This window comes from Nostoc sp. LPT, from assembly GCF_017115165.1.
GTDB lineage: Bacteria > Cyanobacteriota > Cyanobacteriia > Cyanobacteriales > Nostocaceae > Nostoc.
The window spans coordinates 74651-93798 of the sequence record NZ_JABXKF010000166.1 but is presented as its reverse complement, the minus strand read 5'-3'; the positions used below and the strand labels follow the sequence as shown (position 1 = coordinate 93798).

Sequence of the window (19148 nt, the reverse complement as noted above, 5' to 3'; positions counted from 1 at the left end):
AACTTCTCGCTGTGCTTGAGTCTCAAGCTCTTAAATACTAATTAGATAGTCAGGGTTTAAAAGCACCAGTAACAGTAACATTTGAACGAGAAGATGGCGGACAGTTAATAGTGACTCCACAAGCTGCTTCAGAGCCAGGAAATTTGGAAGTTACATTTAAGGAAGCCACCAATGCAACACAGGGTAGAAGTACAATGAGAATTGAACGAAATGGTTCAGTGTTCTTGAATTAATTAATTTAGAATTAGGGCGAAGGTTATTCACGGCTACATAAATAAGAGCTACACCGACTTGGGCTAAGAGAAAATCAAGCTTTTATAGCCGTAGCCACATAGGGTAGGACAATATTGATTGCTAAAAGCCTTGATTTAACTGGGTTTCTACTCAGCACGGGCTAAACGCCCCGCTGACGCTAACAGCACTCAGCACTTTGCTATATATGCCTGTGTAGACGTGGTTTCCAACCGCCCTTTTAACTACTTTCGCTGAAGCATTTTAGTTAACTGATCCAGCAATTGCAATTCTTGGTTGTTGTCTTGCAATGTCCGCGCCAGTATAATTGCCCTTTCGTAAAAATTGCGGGCAGTTAGGTAGTTACCTTGTTGCTTATATAACTGGGCATAAGATTCAAAAGATTTTAATTCTTCGCGTAAATTTTGTAATTCTTTAGCGAGTGCTAAACGCTGCTCTAGTAAGTCAAAGGCGCGTTCGTAACGTCCTACAACAGTGTGAGCCGTAACTAAACCGTCAATTGCCCGTAATTCATTGGTGCGATCGCGGTTGGTTTTAGCTTTCTGCATTGCTTCACCATAAGTAGCAATGGTATCTTGATAATTTCCAGATGCTAAGTAAGCATCTCCTAAATTATTCAAGGTATTTGCTTCACCGATGGCATCGCCAGTTTGACGGCGGAAAATTAAAGCATTTTCGTACAGTTTAATCGCCTTGTTATAATCTTCCAACCTGGCACTTACTAAACCTAAATTACTCAAAGACAGTCCTTCACCTTCAATATTTTTGACCCCGTGAGCAATTGCGAGTGCATCTTCAACTGTTTTACCAGCAGCACTAGATTCGCCTTGTTGCAGCAGATATGTACCGATATTATTCAGCACAAAAATCTGAGATTGGAAGTCTTTAGTATCACGAGCGATCGCTAATCCTCTTCTGAAAGCATCTTCTGCCTCTTTTGAACTACCAAGCTGCACATAAGCCTTAGCAAGCAAATTGTACGTCAGACCTTGTGCTTTCAGGTCACCAATGGAATGATATAGTTCTAATGCTCGCCAACAAGACGCAATTGTTTTGTCGGCATGTCCTGAAGCGTATTCTTGTTGACCAATACGCAGCAAACCGTCTGCTTCATCTCTTGATTGTCGCCCAACAGAATTATTTAAAGGGCGATGGAGTTGTTCGGAAATATCAACCGCACCCGCTACAGGACTCAGCAAAAAAGCAAACAGTAAAAAGCTGTGTAAAAGTACCTGGGGACAAGAAATCTCACCTACACAAATTAAGCCTACCTTTTGGCAGGGAAATACAAGCCGTTGTTTCATAAAAATTACCCGTAAAGTTGCGGGTTTAAGTAGAAGGTCTAAGAAAAAGTTTTAAGTTTTAAATTGAAGACAATCAATATACGCATTTTTACTGAAGTTTTGATTGAGCTAAATCTTCCCCAAAGTATATAGTGCGGATATCTGTGGGTAACTTGTCCTCTAGCATACGATAGCCTTCTTGGAGAAAATTGGCTACTTCATTAGGAGCGATCGCTTCTCCTTCAGCTTGTAGATAAGCAGCGATTCTAGTTTCACTCCAATGGAAAGTTTGAGCCATTAATACAATTAATCGTAAAACTGGCGGTAGTTGGTCTAACGCCTGTTGTACATAGCACCATAGCGGCGGTGAAGTCGCTTGTAGAGAATAATGAATTGCTTCTGTGGGTGGTAGTTTAATCTCATTTATACAGAAAGCTGTCATATTAATTAACCAATTCTGCATGGTCAAAGCTTCCTCATCTGATTCAGAGTCAGTTAACTTTAGTCCACCGAGTTCGTAATATATATGTCGCCAGGTGAGGGCAAACAGATAATCTGCCTGCACAGGCGATCGCGCCGAATGCCGAATTAAGGTGTAGACTATGGGGCTATAGCGACAAAAAATCACCGTAAAGTACTTTCCAGCATCTGGATAGCGCTGAAACAGATTCAGTAGTTCATGGTCACTGTGATGGAACAGCGACTTCACCAGTGGGTGATTAGCTTCGGGAAAATGAGGAATTTGCACAAGTCTTGGAGTTGATAGTTGTTAAAATAGTTTTGGGAATTGCACTCCCCTAGTTAATCGCATAATATCTTGGTGTTGCTCAGTTTGTAGATGAGATTCAGACTACTTGAGTATTGATAAACTAGAAACAAGGACTTAATTTTAGTCTTAATCGACAATCATAAAATCAACTCTCTTAAAGAATCCTTATTTGTTCATGGTTATAGAAGTTAGTGTGATATCGTTCCTGCTCAGTCCCCTTACTTTAGGCTCCTTTCTGCCTTCCCTGCCCTTAGATAGCCTGTTCTCCACCCAAGGCATTATGGTAATGCTGCTAGCAGCTTACGCTGGTGCTATGTGGATGTTTCTCACCAGTGCCCCAAAAGTACACACTGTAATGGTGTCAGATTTGGAGATTGCCCGACAATTGTATGAAGGGCTGCTAGATTTGCCAGCAGCTGAGGTGCCATTGCACTACTACTACAACTACGAACAAACTATAGGCGCAACTGGCATCGATCCGTTATATATGTCTACTGGGCCAAGCTTGTCTAGCAAAATGATGAATAATGCTAACGATGGGCTGTGGTATCAATTGAAGAAAAACACCCAGCTACACGTCATTACTGGTGCAAGTTTAGGTAGCAAAAATCAACAACGCCACGTTTGTTTTGACCATGACTGCCTGGAAATGATTTTAATGCGAGTCGAAATGCGCGGTTTGAAATTGAAGATTCGTAACCACAAACCCCTGAACTTTTTGGTCAAGGACTATGAAGGGCGAGTCATTGAGGTGGCTGAAGTAGCGAATTAGTTCTGAGATTTTAGATTATTTGAGGTTGGGTTTAGCGTAGCTTGCTACCGTAGGCATCGCTAAACCCAATATTTATTTTTAGATTTTGGATTTTAGATTTTGGATTTTGGATTTTGGTACAAGCTTTACCGCAAGGGTAGGTAAGTAAATAGGTGTAAATAAAGTGGAAAAAATGTACACATCTCACCTATATGAAACAGATTTCTATGATTGGACGCAAAAGCAGGTTAGCTTGCTCAAAACTCAACAGTGGGAACAATTAGATACAGTTAACCTGATTGAAGAAATTGAAACTCTGGGTAGAAGAGAACGGCAAGAATTGCGAAATCGGCTGGGAGTATTGCTAGGACATCTACTAAAATGGCAATTTCAACCTGAAAAACGTAGCAATAGCTGGTTGGGTACAATTCGAGAGCAACGTATTCAAATTAAGCTGCTTCTGCAAGATAGCGCTAGTTTGAAACCCTATCTTGATGAAGTTTTCTTCAGTGTTTATGAACTAGGTTTGGCTTTAGCGATTCGAGAAACTGAGTTGGGTGAAAATGTTTTTCCAGAAATCTGTCCCTACACTTTAGACCAAACTTTGAATCCTAAATTCTTACCAAATGTTAATCAGGTTGATGAACAGGGCGAGTAATTGCCCCAATACTATTATTTTCTTACCGTAAACCGTGGCAAATAAAAGCAGCCCAGTAATGAGGAAGTGAAAAGGGAAATTGCTGAGTAGAGTTTTCGATTTCTTTAATTCGTCTGTTCAATTTGGTATACATATTATATTCAAGCTTCCATTGTTCATATTCGATAGAACCCGAAGGATATTTTTTTCTATTTCCTATCAGTTCTTTTTCCCTTACTTCAACTTCCTGAAATATTTTATTAAGGTCTACTTTTGTGAATTTTCGTAGCTGAATTTGGGCTTTCTGTAATGCTTCAGGACGGTTTTTACCTTCTTGCCTATGCTGGTAGTAAAAAAGGGAAAATAATGCTGTGGCTAAATCATTGACTGACCACAAAGTACTAACAACGCTTCTAGCACCAACACACAAAAAGCCTGTGGAGAGAGTAAGAATATCGTCAGTTAAAGAAGGAGTACCCAAATTAGTTTCGCAGCAAGACAGAAATACTTCTACAAGTTGAGGTAAACGCCAGCTTGGTGTCATCAATTGCCCCAACGTGATGCTACCATCAGCTAATTTTAACTGTGATTCTAAGGGATTATCGAGGCGAGATTGGGCATGGTGGCAGCAATGAAGTACTTGAACTTGTTGTGCTAACTGTCGATACTTGTTAGAGGTAGCTTGACTGCTGCCAATTAATCTGTTTTCTGGTGGAATATTGTACATTTTGGCGAGTTGTTCGCCTTCAAATCTGGCACAGGGAAGGTTATCTTCGGCATCTTCCACAGTTCCATATTGTAGAGATATTTCATTAAATTTCCCTACATTGTCGCGTTGTTGACAAAATTCTAAAATTTGGCAGCTTGGGGTATAACGAATGATAAATTTATCTCCTAAATATTCCTGATATTCTCCTGTAGGCAAAGCAGCAAACGGAATCTGATGTAGTAATATGTGAGGTACTAAAATTAACTCTTCTACTCCTTCAAGATGTTGGTAAATGAGTTCAGATATTTGCAGGCGTTTAGCTAATTCGCGGAGAATACTATTAATTTGAGTTTCCCATTTTTGGGAATCATTCATATAAGGCAATAACCAATTCTGGCTAATCCAGCCTTGTAACGTATATAACCCTTGTCCTGTGCAGGTGTGGAAAGTAATTTGGTTTTGCTGGACGACAAAAATATGGGTGTCGCTGTTGGTAGTGTAGAAACTGAGGATAGCTGTATTGGGTTGGTCAATTAGCTTTTGAATTTCCGATAAGCTGAGGGGGTTAACTTGAATTTCGCCAGCTAATACGGGATCTTCGCGTCTGAGATTTTCCCAAACTTGTTGTTTTTGAGTTTCTAAAGATGCGATCGCTTCATTATAAGCTTCCCAAGCAGCGCGTGTGTCACTGCGATTATTTTCAGATTTATGGCTTTGGCGTTCTTGGTCAATTTGCCATTGCAGTGCTTCATACTGCTGCAATAATTCTTGGAATTTTGGGGGAATTTCTTCGCCTTTAGAGAGGTTGTAGCTTGCCATTAAGTCTACCAGGCGTTTAGAACGCGATCGCTCGGAGTATTCAAAGGCTTTTTCTATTTGTCCAGCATTGATGCAGGCTTGCACCATGTTTTGATAAACATCAATGGATTCTTCTATAATTTCTTGACGGCGGGATTCAGAAGTTACCCAATTACGGCTAGTTTCTACTGCGTCAATAGCTGCTTCATAGCCTTGGATAGCTTTATCCCAATTATCATTGGAGAAAGCTGTGTTACCCAAGTTACGTCCTGTTATAAAGCAATCAAGCGGAAATATGTTGTGTTGATAGACGGTTAAGGCTAACTGGAAAGATTCAATTGCTTTCGTAAAATATCCATGCAAGTTATAAATATGATCAATATTACTATGAGTTAATGCCCAGTCTTCCGGGAAAGCTTCTTGAGTACGAATTTGTAAAGCAAATTGAAAAGCAGTGATAGCCAGTTCTAAGTCGTTTGTGTAATCTTCTTTAAAATGCTCACCATAGCAAATTCCCAAATTCATTTGTGTCATAGCCCAGTTTATAGGATAAAATTCTTTGGTAAAAATTTGTAAGCTTTTTTGTAGAGAAATAATAGCTAAATCCAAATTTTCCAATCTAGTACCACAAATTCTATCCAAATAAGTAATACCTAAGTTATTTTGAGTTCTTGCCCATTCGTTAGGAAAGGCTTCTTTAGTAAAAATTTGGCAAGCTTCTTCAAAAGCAAATATAGCCAATTCTATATTTTGCTCTTTGTCTTTTTGAATACGTTCTAAGTAAGCAAGCCCCAAATTGTTTTTTACATCAGCCCATCCTTGAGGATAATCTGTCTGGCTAAAAACTTTTGCTGCTGCTTGATAACAGGCAATCGCTAATTCTATATTTTCTGCTTTGTCTCCTTTAATACGATAGCGATAGCTATTTCCTAAATTATTTTGGGTTTCAGCCCACTCCTGTGGAAAAGCTTCTTTAGTAAAAACTCGTAAAGCAGATTTGCAGGCGGCTATAGCTAATTCTAGATTCTCTACTTTGTTCCCTCGGATTCGGTCACGGTAAGCAACTGCTAGATTATTTTGAATAGTAGCCCATTTTTGAACAAATGCTTTTTCGGTAATGATTTCTAAAGCTGCTTGCAAAACAGTTATAGCCATTTCCAGATTCTCAGCTTTGTCTCCTTGGATACGCTTGATATAGGCACCAGCTAAACTGTTTTGGGTCATAGCCCATTCTGTAGGTAAGTCTTGTTTATTAAAGACTTGCAAAGCTTCTTGCAAAGCAGTAATAGCAATTTCTATATTTTCGGCTTTATATCCTCGGATACGCTGTATATAGGCAGCGGCTAAAGTGTTTTGAGTCATAGCCCATTCTTGGGAAAAGGCTTCTGGAGTAAAGACAGTTTGAGCTACCTCATAGCCAGCAATGGCAATTTCTATATTTGATGCTTTACTTCCTAAAGGAAACTCAGCGATCAGGTTACTGAAATTAAAAATGTCAGTTGCTAAGATTTCTGCTGAAATTAGATTTTCTTCTATTAACATATCTATAGCCCAAGCCTTCAAACAGCAAGAAAATTTATCATCAATTTTGTCTAGGTTAGCTTGCAGAAATGGATAAACCACTTGTGGATCAGCATGACTACTACTCACTGCTTGTAACAGCATTAGAATAAGTTCTACATAAGTTTCTGCTGGCGATGGCTTACCTATAGTAGCGGAAATTGTAACAGCAACCCTACGGATAAAAATGGCATTTTCTTCGTATCTCTGCTCCGCTAATGTTGCAGCTACCTGCTTCATAGTGTCTACCAAATCACCATCTATCAGGTTTTTATGAACCTCTAAAATTCCCGGTTCTTGTCCCTTAGAAGATTGGAGAAGTTCATGTATTAGCTTTAAATAAGCATTCAGGCATTTTTCTTCTATCACCAATAAATTCCTGCTTATGAGTTTAGTTTATGAATTTATTTATACCGCTCAAAAAATTCCTTTAACTTCTCTAGCAATTCTTCCGCTAAATCCAACAACTCAATTTCATCAACTTCATCACTACTTCCACGATTACTTTCTCTACACGCCACATTAGCAGCCAAAACATTTTTCACAGCAAAAATCTTATCTTTTTCAGATAGACTCAAACATTTTTCCAACTCTACAGCAATTTCTCCGATTGTCCTTGAACCCAAACGCTCTCTCACTTTCACCGCTACCGAATCGTCACTTTCCAGCAGTTTTACCAAAGCTGTTTTCAGTCCATCATCCTCGCCAGAAAACTTCTCAACGGCGACACGCACATATTCCCGCACGCTCATGTTTGCCGCCAATGCTTTTTGGAAAACTACATCTGGTACATCTACCAGCAAAACACCTTCGTTATCACTAGCTTGATATAAGTCATCCCCTTGTTTGACGGCTACCAGCAAATCTGCACCCAAGGTATGTAAATAGTGCAACACCGATTCCAACTCATGTTCCTTTAAGGCGGACTCCAACTTGGACACAGCCGCTTGCTTCACTCCCAGTTTTTGGGCTAGCTCTGCCTGAGTCAATCCTGCTTTATTACGTATTTCCCGCATAGCATCGGTAAGATATAAGCGCAGAAACTCTAACTTTCCCGCCAAAATCACTTCTGGATCATCGCTTACCTTCTGCTGCAACCAAGCTTGAAAATTAGGCTTTTTCATGACTTTTCCCTCTGCTGCAATTCACGCAATCTCACTCTTGCAGGCTCTTTGTCTCTATCTTTAATAGCGTCGTCGTATTTCTTCATAAAAGCGTGCAGCACAACAAATCGCTGAGGAGTTGCAGCCGTTAAAATAAACCTTGGATTATGTTCGCTCTTGGTCATACATAACTCATACAGGTCATCTTCGAGTTTCTCAAAGATGCCACTAGTGAGTGATGCGAGTCCTTTATTACACAGGTAGCCAAGATTAACTTGCAAACGCCTAGTTTCGGAAGGACTCAGTAATGGCTTTGGTGGATTTTCTGGTTGCTCCTGTTCAGGAATCATCCTAATGAAAAAAGCAAGCAAATCTTTGGGGATTTCCCCATTGAAATCTTGATAAAGTTCCCAAGTCCAATTCACTTCCTACCTCAAAGTATAGTATTCCTTATAAAGAATGTCAATATTATTATTACTTATAAGGAATATCATAGAGATTACGGGAGTGCAACTAAGATAATAAAACATTGAGTAATAAAAATGGTGTGTTGCGTTGGGCAAAGCCATATAGCACTTCTGAGTTGAGTTCAATACAGACCTAACCCCTAACCCTTCCTTACTAGCGTTAGGGAGTAAGATTCAAAGCCTAAAACGAGAGGTCAGACTGTATTGCATACAAACAAAAAACGCTATGATGTTCCATTTCCACTCAGCTAAAATAGGTAAATCCCTAACAGAGATGATTTATGAACCAGCCAATATCTGAGAGAGTGTGCTGGACTACCGCCGACTTAGAGTTGTTTCCAGATAACGGGAATCGCTATGAAATTATCGACGGGGAATTATTTGTGACTAGAGCGCCTCATTGGAAGCATCAAAAAACCTGTGTCAGAATTAGCACTTCCTTGGATAACTGGTCACAAATTACTGGGCTGGGAGAAGTTGTGACGGCTCCAGGAATAATTTTTGGCGATAATGATAATGTTATTCCCGATGTTGTCTGGGTTAGCAATGAGAGATTGCCTTTACTTTTAGACGAGGCGGGACATTTGACAGGTGCGCCAGAACTGGTTGTAGAGGTGTTATCTGCTGGTAGTGAAAATGAAAAGCGGGACAGAGAACTAAAACTTAAGCTCTACTCTTCACGAGGTGTCAGAGAATATTGGATTGCAGATTGGCGCAAGCAACGGGTGGAAGTATATCGACGCGAACAAGCAAGTTTAAAGTTAGTTGCTACGTTATTCAATGGTGATGAATTGAGTTCATCTATATTGCCTGATTTTACTTGTGCGATCGCACAACTATTTAATTAATAAAAATTACGAATTACGAATTAGTTAATTGTGCTGTAAAAACTCAACTTTGGGTAATAACGGGTCAGTTACAATACCCACGCCGCTAAAACCCCAGCGTTTGAGCAAGTTTCCCAACTGTGTACGCGCAATAGATTCCACTGCAAAGCGATTTGCCACTTCTGCTGCGTGGGTGTTGAGATAGCTAAGGGCGTCAAAGTTTTCTTGAAACAGCAATAAATAACCCGATGTTTCAGCATCAGGACGAGCTATAAGATAATTCCCGTCAGTTTTTGAGCGCACCAAGTAATAGACATCAGACAGCATGGAGATGAAGTTTGTTGGGGAGGAAAAAAGTCCTTCAAATAAAAACATAGAGGAATATCGCACAACTTTAATTTTCGAGTATCCCTCATTGCTTTAACATCAAAAATGTAAAATATTTATTTATCCAAATTTGCCGCTGACATAATCTCTAGTATCTTCCTGCTGAGGATTGTTGAAAATTACTTCTGTTGCATCATACTCTACCATATAGCCATTACGGGTTCCTGTTTCTGAAGTCCGAACATTAAAAAAGGCTGTCTTATCAGAAACACGGGCTGCTTGCTGCATATTATGGGTGACAATGACAATAGTATATTGCTCTTTAAGTTCGTGAATCAGTTCTTCAACACGCAAGGTAGAAATGGGGTCAAGAGCGGAGCAAGGTTCATCCATCAGTATAATTTCAGGTTGTACTGCGATCGCACGAGCAATACATAACCGTTGTTGTTGTCCACCCGATAAAGATGAGCCACTTTGCTGTAGTTTATCTTTGACTTCATCCCATAATGCTGCTTTTCTGAGACTGCTTTCTACCAATTCATCTAAATTACCTTTATAGCCGTTGATTTTGGCTCCAAAAGTAATATTGTCATAAATTGATTTAGGAAATGGGTTTGGTCTTTGAAACACCATTCCAATTCTCCGACGCACTTCTACAGGGTCGATGTCGGATGCATATAAATTTTTATCGTAAAAAAGTATTTTACCTTCTGCCCGAAATGACTCAATCAGGTCATTGAGACGGTTATAGCATCGCAACAACGTACTTTTACCACAACCAGAAGGGCCGATAAAAGCTGTCACCTGATTTTTCGGTATATCTAGCCAAATATTCTGTAAGGCTAAAAACTTGCCATAGTAAACGTTGAGATTTTCAGTGCGTAAAACGGTTTCAGTGTTATTCACTGTCCTAGTGTTGGTAGGCATAAATTAAATCTAGTGTTAGTTTAAACGATGGGATTTGCACTGTGGATGGTTGTTTACTAAGCTTTTTTGCGAGTTGCCCAGCGAGCGATGATACTTGTGATTAGAACCATCAATACCAAAATTAAAGATGCTGCCCAAGCTAGAGATTGCCAATTTTTAAACGGAGAAATGGCGTATTTGTAAACTAAAACAGCCAGGGAAGCTGTTGGTTGGAATAAACCATCTGGCCAAAAGTTAGAAAATAGAGCAGTAAATAGCAAAGGTGCGGTTTCTCCAGATGCTCTGGCGATCGCTAACGTTGCCCCAGTTACAATAGCTGGTAAAGCTGCTGGTAAGACTACTTGACTTACAGTTTGAAAGTTAGTCGCTCCCAACCCTACAGATGCTTGTCGCAAATCTTGCGATACTAACTGTAACGCTTCATCAGTAGTTCGCAGAATAATTGGCAACATCAAAATTGCTAGTGCAAACCCTCCAGCTAGAGCTGAATACGATCCTAAGTTCAACTTTACCATTGTCAAAACTACAATCCCATAGGCAAATACCCCAGCAATAATTGAGGGGACTCCACTAAGGACGTTAGCCGCAAAACGCACCCATCTAGCTACTCTTGCCGAACTAAATTCTGTGATGTAAATTGCCCCTAAAACTCCAAAGGGGATACTAATCAAGGCAGCAATTCCTACCATCAGCAGCGTGCCTAAAATTGCATTACCAAAGCCTCCTCCCTTTTGGAGAGCTTTGGGTGGCAATTCAACAAACACGGCTAGATTCAGACTGCTAAAGCCTTTAATAATTACGTAAGAAAGCACTGCTAGTAAAGGTAAAAGTGCCAATACTCCGCAGATAAATGCGACTACGGTCATCACTGTATTAAACAGTGTCCTTTGAGACGTGGGGGAGCGAGTTAAACTGCGCTCTGGAAAATTAGAAGTCATAATTTAACCCAAAACTAAGCTATATTCGCTTGACTCTCAGAACGATCAACTCTGCCAGAATATTGACTACCAGTGTCAAAAAAAATAGAATTAAAGCCGCGTACATTAAAGCTGCAACTTGCAAACCACTCGCCTCTGAAAATTGATTTGCCAATAGAGAAGAAATCGTATTGGCTGGTGCTAAAAGAGAAAGACTAATGTTGTTGGAGTTGCCGATTAACATCGTTACAGCCATTGTTTCTCCCATTGCCCGGCCAAGTCCCAGCATCACAGCACTAACTATGCCCGAAAAGGCTGCTGGAATGAGAACTTGCAAAATTGTTTCCCAGCGTGTTGCTCCCAGCCCTATAGAGGCTTGGCGCAAGCTTGGGGGTACAGAAATCAAGGCATCGCGGGATAAGGCTGTGATGATGGGCAAAGTCATAATCGCTAAGATGACTCCCGCCGGTAACATTCCTGGCCCTGTAGGAGAAGTGCTAAAAAATGGCAGCCAGCCAAAGTAACCATTGAGCCATTTTCCCAAGTTGGTTAAGATTGGCACTAAAACGAAAATACCCCAAACTCCGTAGACAACGCTGGGAATAGCTGCGAGCAGTTCTACTGCGAAAACCAGTACCAGCTTCACTTTAGCAGGCAAAAAATCCTCGCTCAGTACAATAGCAGTACCAACCCCAATTGGCACTGCTATCAGCAGACCAATAAAAGAACTCAAGAGAGTTCCATAAATTTGAGGTAGAACTCCGTAGCTATCATTAACCGGGTTCCAAGTGGTGTTGACTAAAAAGCCAGCACCAAACTTTTGGATAGCAGGCCAAGAGGCAATTGCAACCTGCGACCCGATCCATAATAAAGTCCCAGCAACTCCAAAAGCAAAAATTTTAGTCAGCCAAATAAAACCCAAATCTAAGGATTTTTCGGCGTCAGAGCGATTTTTCATCGCTGATGAAATATTTTGAGAATTTGTAGTCATGAATACCGACTTTCAGAATTAAATCAGAGAAAAATATGGGAGGCAACCAGATTAGTAAAATTGTCGCCTCATTATCTATTTAAACTGATACAAACAATAGTAACTCTATGTTCAAAGTTACTACTGAATAGGCGTGTTTGATTACTTACTTGCTAGCGCTACTACCACTAGCGACAGAAATTTTGTACTCTGGACTGATTTGGTCAGCAGCAGCAGCCACCTTTGTGATCACATTTGGCGGTAGAGGAACATATCCTAATGCACTAGCCTGCTTCTGTCCATCAGTTAAAGCGTATTCGATCGCAGCTTCAATCGCCTTGGCTTTTGCCGCATTGGGATATTTCTTGTAAGCCAAAATCCAGGTGTAAGTGACGATGGGATAGGAATCAGCCCCTTCGGGATCGGAAATGAAGGAGCGGAGATTTGCAGGTAAAGGTACTGATTCGAGAGTTTTAGAAGCTGACTCTTCACTAGCTACAACAAACTTACCGCCTTTATTTTCCAAAGCAGCAAACTTAAGACTATTTTGTTTGGCATAGCCATACTCGACATAACCAATGGAACCTTGAGTTTGTTGGATTTGAGCAGTAACACCCTCGTTACCTTTAGCACCTACTCCCTTAGGCCAGTTGACAGTTTTGCCTTCACCAACTTTACTTTTCCACTCAGGGCTGATAGTGCTGAGGTGTTTTGTGAACACACCCGTAGTTCCGCTACCATCGGAACGATAAACAACTGTGATTGACTCTTTCGGAAGCTTTGCACCTGGGTTAGCCTTGGCAATTTGGGCATCATCCCAAGAGGTGATTTTGCCTAATAGAATATCGGCGTAAACGGCTCGTGGGAGTTTAAGTTCTGGAACATCAGGCAAGTTGTAAGCCAACACGATGCTACCAGCAGTCACAGGCAGTAAAATAACACCTTTATCTGCTGGTACTTTTTGGATTTCTTCATCCTTCATTGCGACATCGCTGGCACCAAAGTCTACAGTGCCTTTGATAAATTGTTCAACTCCAGAACCGCTACCAACTGATGCATAGTCAACTTGCAGATTGGGATATTTTTTGTTTAAATCTGTGAACCAGGTATCGTACAGTGGTGCCGGAAAAGACGCACCAGCCCCGCTTAACTTTACGTTTCCGCCAAGGTCTAATTTAGCTGGGCTAGAGGCAGTAGTATCTGTCGCAGTGCCAGAAGGTGTATCTTTGGTGGCTGTACCATCTGGTGTTTGCTGTCCGCCACAAGCTGCTAGGCCGATTGTCAGTGCTAACACTGAAATTGAACCTGTGAGGCGATGAGTTTTTGTTGCACTAAGACGTGAGAGCATCGCTATCAATTTTTTAGTAACTTTTCAGGTGAGCGTTTCTAAGATACTCCCAAAGAACAACAATAGAGATTAACGAAAGGTTAACAAAGCAAAAAGATACTTGTTTTTTTAATGAAGTGCAAACCCTTATTTTTAGATTTTATTGATAAACTTTATACTCTTATTTTAGGTTTAAGATAGGAATATGTACTATAGTAAGTTTCTTGTATATATTTACAAAACTTTATTGATAGTGTAATTTAGTTGGTCAAGTTATAAAAAAAGTATATAAATATTAATTAAGATTAAGCATTCAAAACTTTGTAGCCAAATTTAGGCACTGCTCGGCCAAACTTAGTATAAATACTAATATAAATAATGCTATTTTACCATATTTTAGGTTAAACACCAGAATTCACAGCACGCCTCAGCTAAGAAAATCAGATAATAGACACCTCAGCTGCAATTCATAGAACTGAAAAATTATATACCAAAAAGGCAAAAGAAAATATGCTAGTTCTTAAAGATGTAAGCACAAATTTCATTTCAATATTAATGAATATACTAGTTGCTGTTGGTTTTCCCTTTTGCTTTTCCTTGGTTGCCTGATAAATGTTTGCTGCTTCCAATCAATTACTATGGTCTATGATTGGCTTACTCCTGACAATGGGTGGTACCTTCTTAGAAGTTTATGGCATCACCTTACCTTGGACTTGGAGTCAGCACGGAATTCAGACTTTTCCTTTAGGTGTCAATTTTCAAATTGGCGCAGTATTGTTGGTGGGTTGTTTAGGGGGCAAAAATGCGGGTGCACTCTCGCAAATTGCCTATTTAGTCATGGGGTTAACCTTACTACCAGTATTTGCCGATGGCGGCGGTATTGGTTATGTCAAGCTATCTTGGTTTGGCTATCTACTAGGCTTTATTCCAGGAGCTTGGATTTGTGGCTTAGTTGCCTTTAAAGCAAGACCTCGACTAGAAACTCTTGCCTTTAGTTGCATCTGTGGCTTGTTAACTCTCCACATCTGCGGTATTACTTATTTGATTATTAGCTATCTTTTTCAGTGGAAAGGCACAGAAAATCTAACCTTGATGCAAGCAATCTTTAGATACTCCTGGTTTGCACTACCAGGTCAACTAACTGTGGTCTGTGCAGTTACTGTAATAGCATATATACTGCGTCACTTAATGTTTTATTAGTTCATTGTTATTTGTCCTTTGTCATTTGTCAAAAGCTCATGACCAATGACCAATGACTAATGACCAATGACCAATGACCAACGACTAATTTGCCATGCGTTTAAAAAATCGTCTTTTCTGGATCGCTGCCTTCATCGCTTTTTTCTTAGACCAAATAACAAAGTATTGGGTAGTACAAAGCTTTAGCTTGGGGCAGACACTACCACTCTTACCTGGGATATTTCACTTCACTTATGTCACTAACACTGGTGCGGCTTTTAGTCTGTTAAGTGGGAAAGTAGAATGGTTGCGCTGGCTATCTTTAGGAGTGAGTTTAGTATTGATAGCGTTGGCGTTAATTGGTCCAACATTAAATTTGTGGGATCAGTTAGGCTATGGTTTGATTTTAGGTGGAGCTATGGGCAACGGTATCGATCGTTTTGTTTTAGGCTATGTCGTTGATTTTCTTGATTTTCGCCTAATAAACTTTGCTGTATTTAATGTGGCAGATTCATTTATTAGTATCGGTATTGTTTGCCTGTTAATTGCTTCCTTGCAAAAAACACCGACTTCAACTGGCAGATCGCATTAAACTATTAAGCCTGGGATGATTAACCCCAGGCTATTAACTTAGTTAAACCCTTGCTCTGTCTTATATGCGAAGACTTTACGTATAAGGTTTTAGCAATTTTTATTTCTCACCTGACACCAGTTTGCATAACTGGTGCAAGAGTTCAAGGAAGATGCACCTGCGATCGCTGATTGGCAAACCATTATTTAGATTATGCCCCAGCTTTTAATTTAATTACCTGTGGTAGGAGTTTTTGGCGAACTAGAGCCGGGAGTACTGGGAGAGCTACCTGGTTCGATACTGCTACCAGGAGTGCCAGGAGTGCCAGGTTGTTCTGGTGGGGTTGCGCTTCCTGGGTCGGTAGTGCTACCAGGAGTGCCAGGTTGTTCAGGAGTGGTTGAGCTTCCTGGTGGAGTTAAGTTGCTAGGTGCGCCTTCAGGAGTGGTTGGGCCTCCTGGTGGAGTTAAGTTGCTAGGTGCGCCTTCAGGAGTGGTTGGGCTTCCTGGTGGAGTTAAGTTGCTAGGTGCGCCTTCAGGAGTGGTTGAGCTTCCTGGTGGAGTTAAGTTGCTAGGTGCGCCAGGTGCCGGTGGGGTTATGCTTCCTGGTGCTGGAGTGGTTTCGGGAGTGCCAGAGTCAGCAGGGGTGGTTCCTGGTGCAGTTGTACTATCAGGAGTGGTGGTGCTATCAGGCGTTGTTGTTTCTGTTGGTGCTGTAGTGCTACCAGGAGCGCTAGGGGTGGCTGCTGTGCCGCCGGGACAGCGGGAGTTGAGCGGAAAGTGCTCGCACAGAATTTTCTTACCTTCTGGCGACAGCTTGATTTCCGTTGGTGCGCTAGTGGAGTCGCTGCTAGATTGGGCTATGGGGGATTTACTGGATTCGGCTACAGCAATATTAGTAGTAAGTGCCAAAGATAAAGCTGTACCAATCAGGCTCAGAGATTTTCCCATCATTCTGTAATTAACCTCAACGGAACACTCGCCCTATTAAAGCAGATAACTAAGTTTTAGAAAATCCTCCTAAATGAAGATATTTAGGTTTGTTTCAGAATATGTGGATATGTAAAACTGGTAAAAATTAAATCAGTTATTTATTGAGAACTAGTGTTTAAAAAGACAAAATTAAAAATTATATTTGTAGTTATTGAACTATCAATATTAGGGTACATAAGCTTTTGAGAATATAGAAAAAATCTTTGCTTATATAAAAAAGTAATTAAAATCACAAACTAATTCTAGCTTTAACATAACTTAAAGTATAAATTAGCTCAAAAACTTACGTATAGCTAATTTATGCTTTGGCTTATGAGTAAAATGATGAAAGACTAACATCTAAAATTGATTGTAATTTGCCCGATTCTTCATTAAAAACTGTGATGTGAATAGCCGATGAGTTCTCCCCAACCCCCTCACAAGCCACAAACGTTACTAGGTCAGCTGACTCAAGCAGTACATACGATTCAAGCTAGGGTCGATTTTTCTAAATTGGCGCTCAAGCCTAATGCCAAAGTACCAGAACTTTGGGTGCAGGATGCGGGGGCGGATAAAGCAGAGGTATATCCACTGTTGGGCGATCGCTATATTCTCGGTCGTAGCTCCAAATCCAGCGATATCGTCATCCGTAACCCTGTTGTCAGCCAAATTCACCTGTCACTATCGCGGAATTCTACTCAGCGCACAACAGTTTTCACGATCAAAGACGAAAACTCCACCAATGGCATTTATCGTGGTAAGCGTCGTGTTAGCTCCCTAGAACTGCGTCACGGCGATATTCTGACTCTAGGACCCCCAGAACTGGCCGCTTCTGTACGGTTACAATATGTCGATCCACCAGCATGGTATGTCAAAGCTGCAAGTTGGACAGCTTATGGAGTTGGTGGTGTCAGTGCCCTGTTAACGTTAGTGATTGGCGTCGAATGGCTGAAATTTTCAGTCAGACCTCTACCGACAGCGACACGCGCCCCAGTAGTTGTTTACGCCCGTGATGGAGCCACTCCCCTGAGAGAACCTCGGACAATCTCTCATGTAGACATGAAGCGATTAGAGGAATTTGGCCCTTATTTGCCTGCTGCGGTAGTGGCTTCAGAGGATAGTCGTTATTACTGGCACTTTGGGGTTGATCCTCTGGGGATTTTACGAGCTGTGTTGATTAATAGCCGCAGCGGAGATGTGCAACAAGGAGCCAGCACTGTTACCCAGCAAGTTGCCCGCAGTTTGTTCCGCGAGTATGTAGGTAGACAAGATACCCTTGGCCGCAAATTGCGGGAGGCAGTTGTCGCCCTAAAGCTCGAAACGTTTTACAGCAAAGATGATATTTTGCTGATGTACTTAAATCGGGTTTTTTTAGGAGGAGATACCTCTGGCTTTGAGGATGCAGCCCGATATTACTTTGAGAAGTCGGCTAAAGAATTAACTTTGGCAGAAGCAGCAACATTGGTAGGAATTTTGCCTGCTCCCAACGCTTTCGATTTTTGTGGAGATGGGCCAAATAAGCTAGAAGCGGCTGAATACCGAAATCGCGTAATTAAGCGGTTGCTAGAGATGGGCAAAATTAAACCAGAGGATGCAAACCGAGCTAGACGTTCCACTGTCCAAATTAGTCCTAAAGTCTGCGAACAGCAAGCTAAAACGATCGCACCTTATTTTTACAGTTACGTCTTCTCTGAACTCGAATCAATTTTGGGGGAGGGAGCTGCAAGAGAGGGAAACTATATCATTGAAACCAAGCTCGATTTAGGTATACAGAGACAAGCAGAAGCAGCGTTAAATAATTCGGTCAACAACTCTGGTAGAACTTTTAATTTTTCTCAAGGGGCATTAGTCACTCTTGACTCTAGTACAGGCAGTATCCTCGCAATGGTAGGCGGGACTGATTACAAAAAAAGTCAGTTCAATCGTGCTGTTCAAGCCAAAAGACAACCAGGTTCCACCTTCAAAATCTTTGCTTACACTGCCGCTATTCAACAGGGAATTTCGCCATCCAAGAGTTATTCCTGCGCCCCTTTAACTTGGCAAGGCTTTACTTATAAACCCTGTCGTGCTGGTGGTGACACTAGCTTCGATATTGCCACCGGGCTGGCGCTTTCAGAAAATCCTATTGCCTTGCGAGTTGCCAGAGAAGTCGGGCTGGATAAAGTTGTGGCAATGGCGCAGCGTTTGGGGATAAAATCAAATCTCGATCCGGTTCCTGGCTTGGTACTGGGTCAAAGTGTAGTCAATGTTTTGGAAATGACTGGTGCTTTTGGCGCTATTGGCAATCGCGGTGTGTCGAATCCTCCCCATGCCATTAGCCGAATTTTAGACAGTGGTGATTGTCGCGATCGCAATGATATTAAAACCTGTCGTGTAATTTACTCCTTCGACCAAGATCCAGGTGCCAACAAACGAGTGTTGACAAATGATGTCGCCGATGAAATGACTGGTTTGATGCGTGGTGTAATCGCAAGAGGTACTGGTCGTAGTGCTGCCATTGGATTAGGTGAAGCTGGTAAAACTGGCACGACTGATAAAAACGTTGACTTGTGGTTCATTGGTTTTATCCCCAGTCAGCGACTTGTAACCGGCGTTTGGCTGGGAAACGACAATAATTCCCCGACATCTGGCAGCAGTGCTCAAGCAGCTCAATTATGGGGAAATTATATGCGGAGAATTACTCGGTAAACGGGCATGGGGCATTGGGCATGAGGATTGGGAACTATTGATCAATAAATGATCAATGGACTTTTGTGAGAAGACCTGATTTTGAGGACTTAAAAGTTTATCAACTCGCTGAAAAACT

Annotated in this window: 17 protein-coding genes; 6 read left to right on the top strand and 11 right to left on the bottom strand. The window is 41.2% G+C overall.

Annotated features, from left to right (window positions below; translation table 11 throughout):
• Positions 1-476: 476 nt before the first annotated feature.
• Together HWQ58_RS32110 and HWQ58_RS32105 are read right to left on the bottom strand one after the other, a co-directional pair.
• Entirely contained in the window at positions 477-1556 is a 1080-nt protein-coding gene (locus tag HWQ58_RS32110) for a tetratricopeptide repeat protein (protein ID WP_292871922.1), read from the bottom strand.
• A gap of 88 nt (positions 1557-1644) precedes the next feature.
• Positions 1645-2283, bottom strand: a complete 639-nt coding sequence (locus HWQ58_RS32105) for a sigma-70 family RNA polymerase sigma factor (protein WP_292871920.1) — start codon at positions 2281-2283, stop codon at positions 1645-1647.
• 196 nt (positions 2284-2479) lie between these two features.
• On the opposite strand from HWQ58_RS32105, the gene HWQ58_RS32100 reads away from it, so the two are divergent.
• Together HWQ58_RS32100 and HWQ58_RS32095 are read left to right on the top strand one after the other, a co-directional pair.
• Positions 2480-3076, top strand: coding sequence for a glyoxalase-like domain protein (locus tag HWQ58_RS32100; protein WP_292871918.1), 597 nt, complete (start codon positions 2480-2482; stop codon positions 3074-3076).
• 172 nt (positions 3077-3248) lie between these two features.
• Complete coding sequence (locus tag HWQ58_RS32095) at positions 3249-3713, top strand: DUF29 domain-containing protein (protein WP_292871916.1); 465 nt, start codon at positions 3249-3251, stop codon at positions 3711-3713.
• A 22-nt stretch (positions 3714-3735) separates the two neighbouring features.
• Here HWQ58_RS32095 and HWQ58_RS32090 read toward each other — a convergent pair whose 3' ends face one another.
• The 3 genes from HWQ58_RS32090 to HWQ58_RS32080 are packed head-to-tail and all read right to left on the bottom strand — an operon-like array spanning position 3736 to position 8287.
• Positions 3736-7128 (bottom strand): CHAT domain-containing protein, encoded by a 3393-nt coding sequence (locus HWQ58_RS32090; RefSeq protein ID WP_292871914.1) that lies wholly within the window; start codon positions 7126-7128, stop codon positions 3736-3738.
• A gap of 35 nt (positions 7129-7163) precedes the next feature.
• On the bottom strand, positions 7164-7883 hold the full coding sequence (locus HWQ58_RS32085) for a helix-turn-helix domain-containing protein (protein WP_292871912.1): 720 nt from the start codon (positions 7881-7883) through the stop codon (positions 7164-7166).
• The gene (locus HWQ58_RS32080) at positions 7880-8287 is read right to left on the bottom strand and encodes a type II toxin-antitoxin system RelE/ParE family toxin (RefSeq protein ID WP_292871910.1); all 408 of its coding nucleotides are present in this window, start codon (positions 8285-8287) and stop codon (positions 7880-7882) included. Before HWQ58_RS32080 ends, HWQ58_RS32085 begins: the two co-directional genes overlap by 4 nt.
• A gap of 323 nt (positions 8288-8610) precedes the next feature.
• On the opposite strand from HWQ58_RS32080, the gene HWQ58_RS32075 reads away from it, so the two are divergent.
• Complete coding sequence (locus tag HWQ58_RS32075) at positions 8611-9177, top strand: Uma2 family endonuclease (protein ID WP_292871908.1); 567 nt, start codon at positions 8611-8613, stop codon at positions 9175-9177.
• 24 nt (positions 9178-9201) lie between these two features.
• Here HWQ58_RS32075 and HWQ58_RS32070 read toward each other — a convergent pair whose 3' ends face one another.
• The 5 genes from HWQ58_RS32070 to pstS form a co-directional block, all read right to left on the bottom strand.
• The gene (locus HWQ58_RS32070) at positions 9202-9483 is read right to left on the bottom strand and encodes a hypothetical protein (RefSeq protein WP_292871932.1); all 282 of its coding nucleotides are present in this window, start codon (positions 9481-9483) and stop codon (positions 9202-9204) included.
• A 120-nt stretch (positions 9484-9603) separates the two neighbouring features.
• Positions 9604-10410, bottom strand: a complete 807-nt coding sequence (pstB, locus tag HWQ58_RS32065; protein WP_292871906.1) for a phosphate ABC transporter ATP-binding protein PstB — start codon at positions 10408-10410, stop codon at positions 9604-9606.
• 56 nt (positions 10411-10466) lie between these two features.
• Positions 10467-11348 (bottom strand): phosphate ABC transporter permease PstA, encoded by an 882-nt coding sequence (gene pstA, locus HWQ58_RS32060; protein WP_292871905.1) that lies wholly within the window; start codon positions 11346-11348, stop codon positions 10467-10469.
• Positions 11349-11367: 19 nt separating this feature from the next.
• Positions 11368-12318, bottom strand: coding sequence for a phosphate ABC transporter permease subunit PstC (pstC, locus tag HWQ58_RS32055; protein WP_292871904.1), 951 nt, complete (start codon positions 12316-12318; stop codon positions 11368-11370).
• Between the two features lie 145 nt (positions 12319-12463).
• Positions 12464-13645 carry a phosphate ABC transporter substrate-binding protein PstS gene (gene pstS, locus HWQ58_RS32050; protein WP_292871902.1) on the bottom strand — a complete coding sequence of 394 codons (1182 nt, stop codon included), beginning with the start codon at positions 13643-13645 and terminating at the stop codon, positions 12464-12466.
• A gap of 591 nt (positions 13646-14236) precedes the next feature.
• On the opposite strand from pstS, the gene HWQ58_RS32045 reads away from it, so the two are divergent.
• Together HWQ58_RS32045 and lspA are read left to right on the top strand one after the other, a co-directional pair.
• Positions 14237-14824 (top strand): biotin transporter BioY, encoded by a 588-nt coding sequence (locus tag HWQ58_RS32045; RefSeq protein ID WP_292871900.1) that lies wholly within the window; start codon positions 14237-14239, stop codon positions 14822-14824.
• A 94-nt stretch (positions 14825-14918) separates the two neighbouring features.
• Positions 14919-15395 (top strand): signal peptidase II, encoded by a 477-nt coding sequence (gene lspA / locus HWQ58_RS32040; RefSeq protein WP_292774536.1) that lies wholly within the window; start codon positions 14919-14921, stop codon positions 15393-15395.
• A 209-nt stretch (positions 15396-15604) separates the two neighbouring features.
• Here lspA and HWQ58_RS32035 read toward each other — a convergent pair whose 3' ends face one another.
• Complete coding sequence (locus HWQ58_RS32035; RefSeq protein ID WP_292871898.1) at positions 15605-16324, bottom strand: hypothetical protein; 720 nt, start codon at positions 16322-16324, stop codon at positions 15605-15607.
• 435 nt (positions 16325-16759) lie between these two features.
• Between HWQ58_RS32035 and HWQ58_RS32030 the strand changes: the two genes are divergently transcribed.
• Positions 16760-19030 carry a transglycosylase domain-containing protein gene (locus tag HWQ58_RS32030; protein WP_292871896.1) on the top strand — a complete coding sequence of 757 codons (2271 nt, stop codon included), beginning with the start codon at positions 16760-16762 and terminating at the stop codon, positions 19028-19030.
• Positions 19031-19148 lie beyond the last annotated feature (118 nt).

Coding starts and splice junctions, on each gene's coding strand:
- HWQ58_RS32110 (WP_292871922.1), bottom strand. CDS start 1,556: ATGAAACAACGGCTTGTATTTCCCTGCCAAAAGGTAGGCTTAATTTGT.
- HWQ58_RS32100 (WP_292871918.1), top strand. CDS start 2,480: ATGGTTATAGAAGTTAGTGTGATATCGTTCCTGCTCAGTCCCCTTACT.
- HWQ58_RS32095 (WP_292871916.1), top strand. CDS start 3,249: ATGTACACATCTCACCTATATGAAACAGATTTCTATGATTGGACGCAA.
- HWQ58_RS32085 (WP_292871912.1), bottom strand. CDS start 7,883: ATGAAAAAGCCTAATTTTCAAGCTTGGTTGCAGCAGAAGGTAAGCGAT.
- HWQ58_RS32075 (WP_292871908.1), top strand. CDS start 8,611: ATGAACCAGCCAATATCTGAGAGAGTGTGCTGGACTACCGCCGACTTA.
- HWQ58_RS32070 (WP_292871932.1), bottom strand. CDS start 9,483: ATGCTGTCTGATGTCTATTACTTGGTGCGCTCAAAAACTGACGGGAAT.
- pstB (WP_292871906.1), bottom strand. CDS start 10,410: ATGCCTACCAACACTAGGACAGTGAATAACACTGAAACCGTTTTACGC.
- pstA (WP_292871905.1), bottom strand. CDS start 11,348: ATGACTTCTAATTTTCCAGAGCGCAGTTTAACTCGCTCCCCCACGTCT.
- pstC (WP_292871904.1), bottom strand. CDS start 12,318: ATGACTACAAATTCTCAAAATATTTCATCAGCGATGAAAAATCGCTCT.
- pstS (WP_292871902.1), bottom strand. CDS start 13,645: ATGCTCTCACGTCTTAGTGCAACAAAAACTCATCGCCTCACAGGTTCA.
- HWQ58_RS32045 (WP_292871900.1), top strand. CDS start 14,237: ATGTTTGCTGCTTCCAATCAATTACTATGGTCTATGATTGGCTTACTC.
- lspA (WP_292774536.1), top strand. CDS start 14,919: ATGCGTTTAAAAAATCGTCTTTTCTGGATCGCTGCCTTCATCGCTTTT.
- HWQ58_RS32035 (WP_292871898.1), bottom strand. CDS start 16,324: ATGATGGGAAAATCTCTGAGCCTGATTGGTACAGCTTTATCTTTGGCA.
- HWQ58_RS32030 (WP_292871896.1), top strand. CDS start 16,760: ATGAGTTCTCCCCAACCCCCTCACAAGCCACAAACGTTACTAGGTCAG.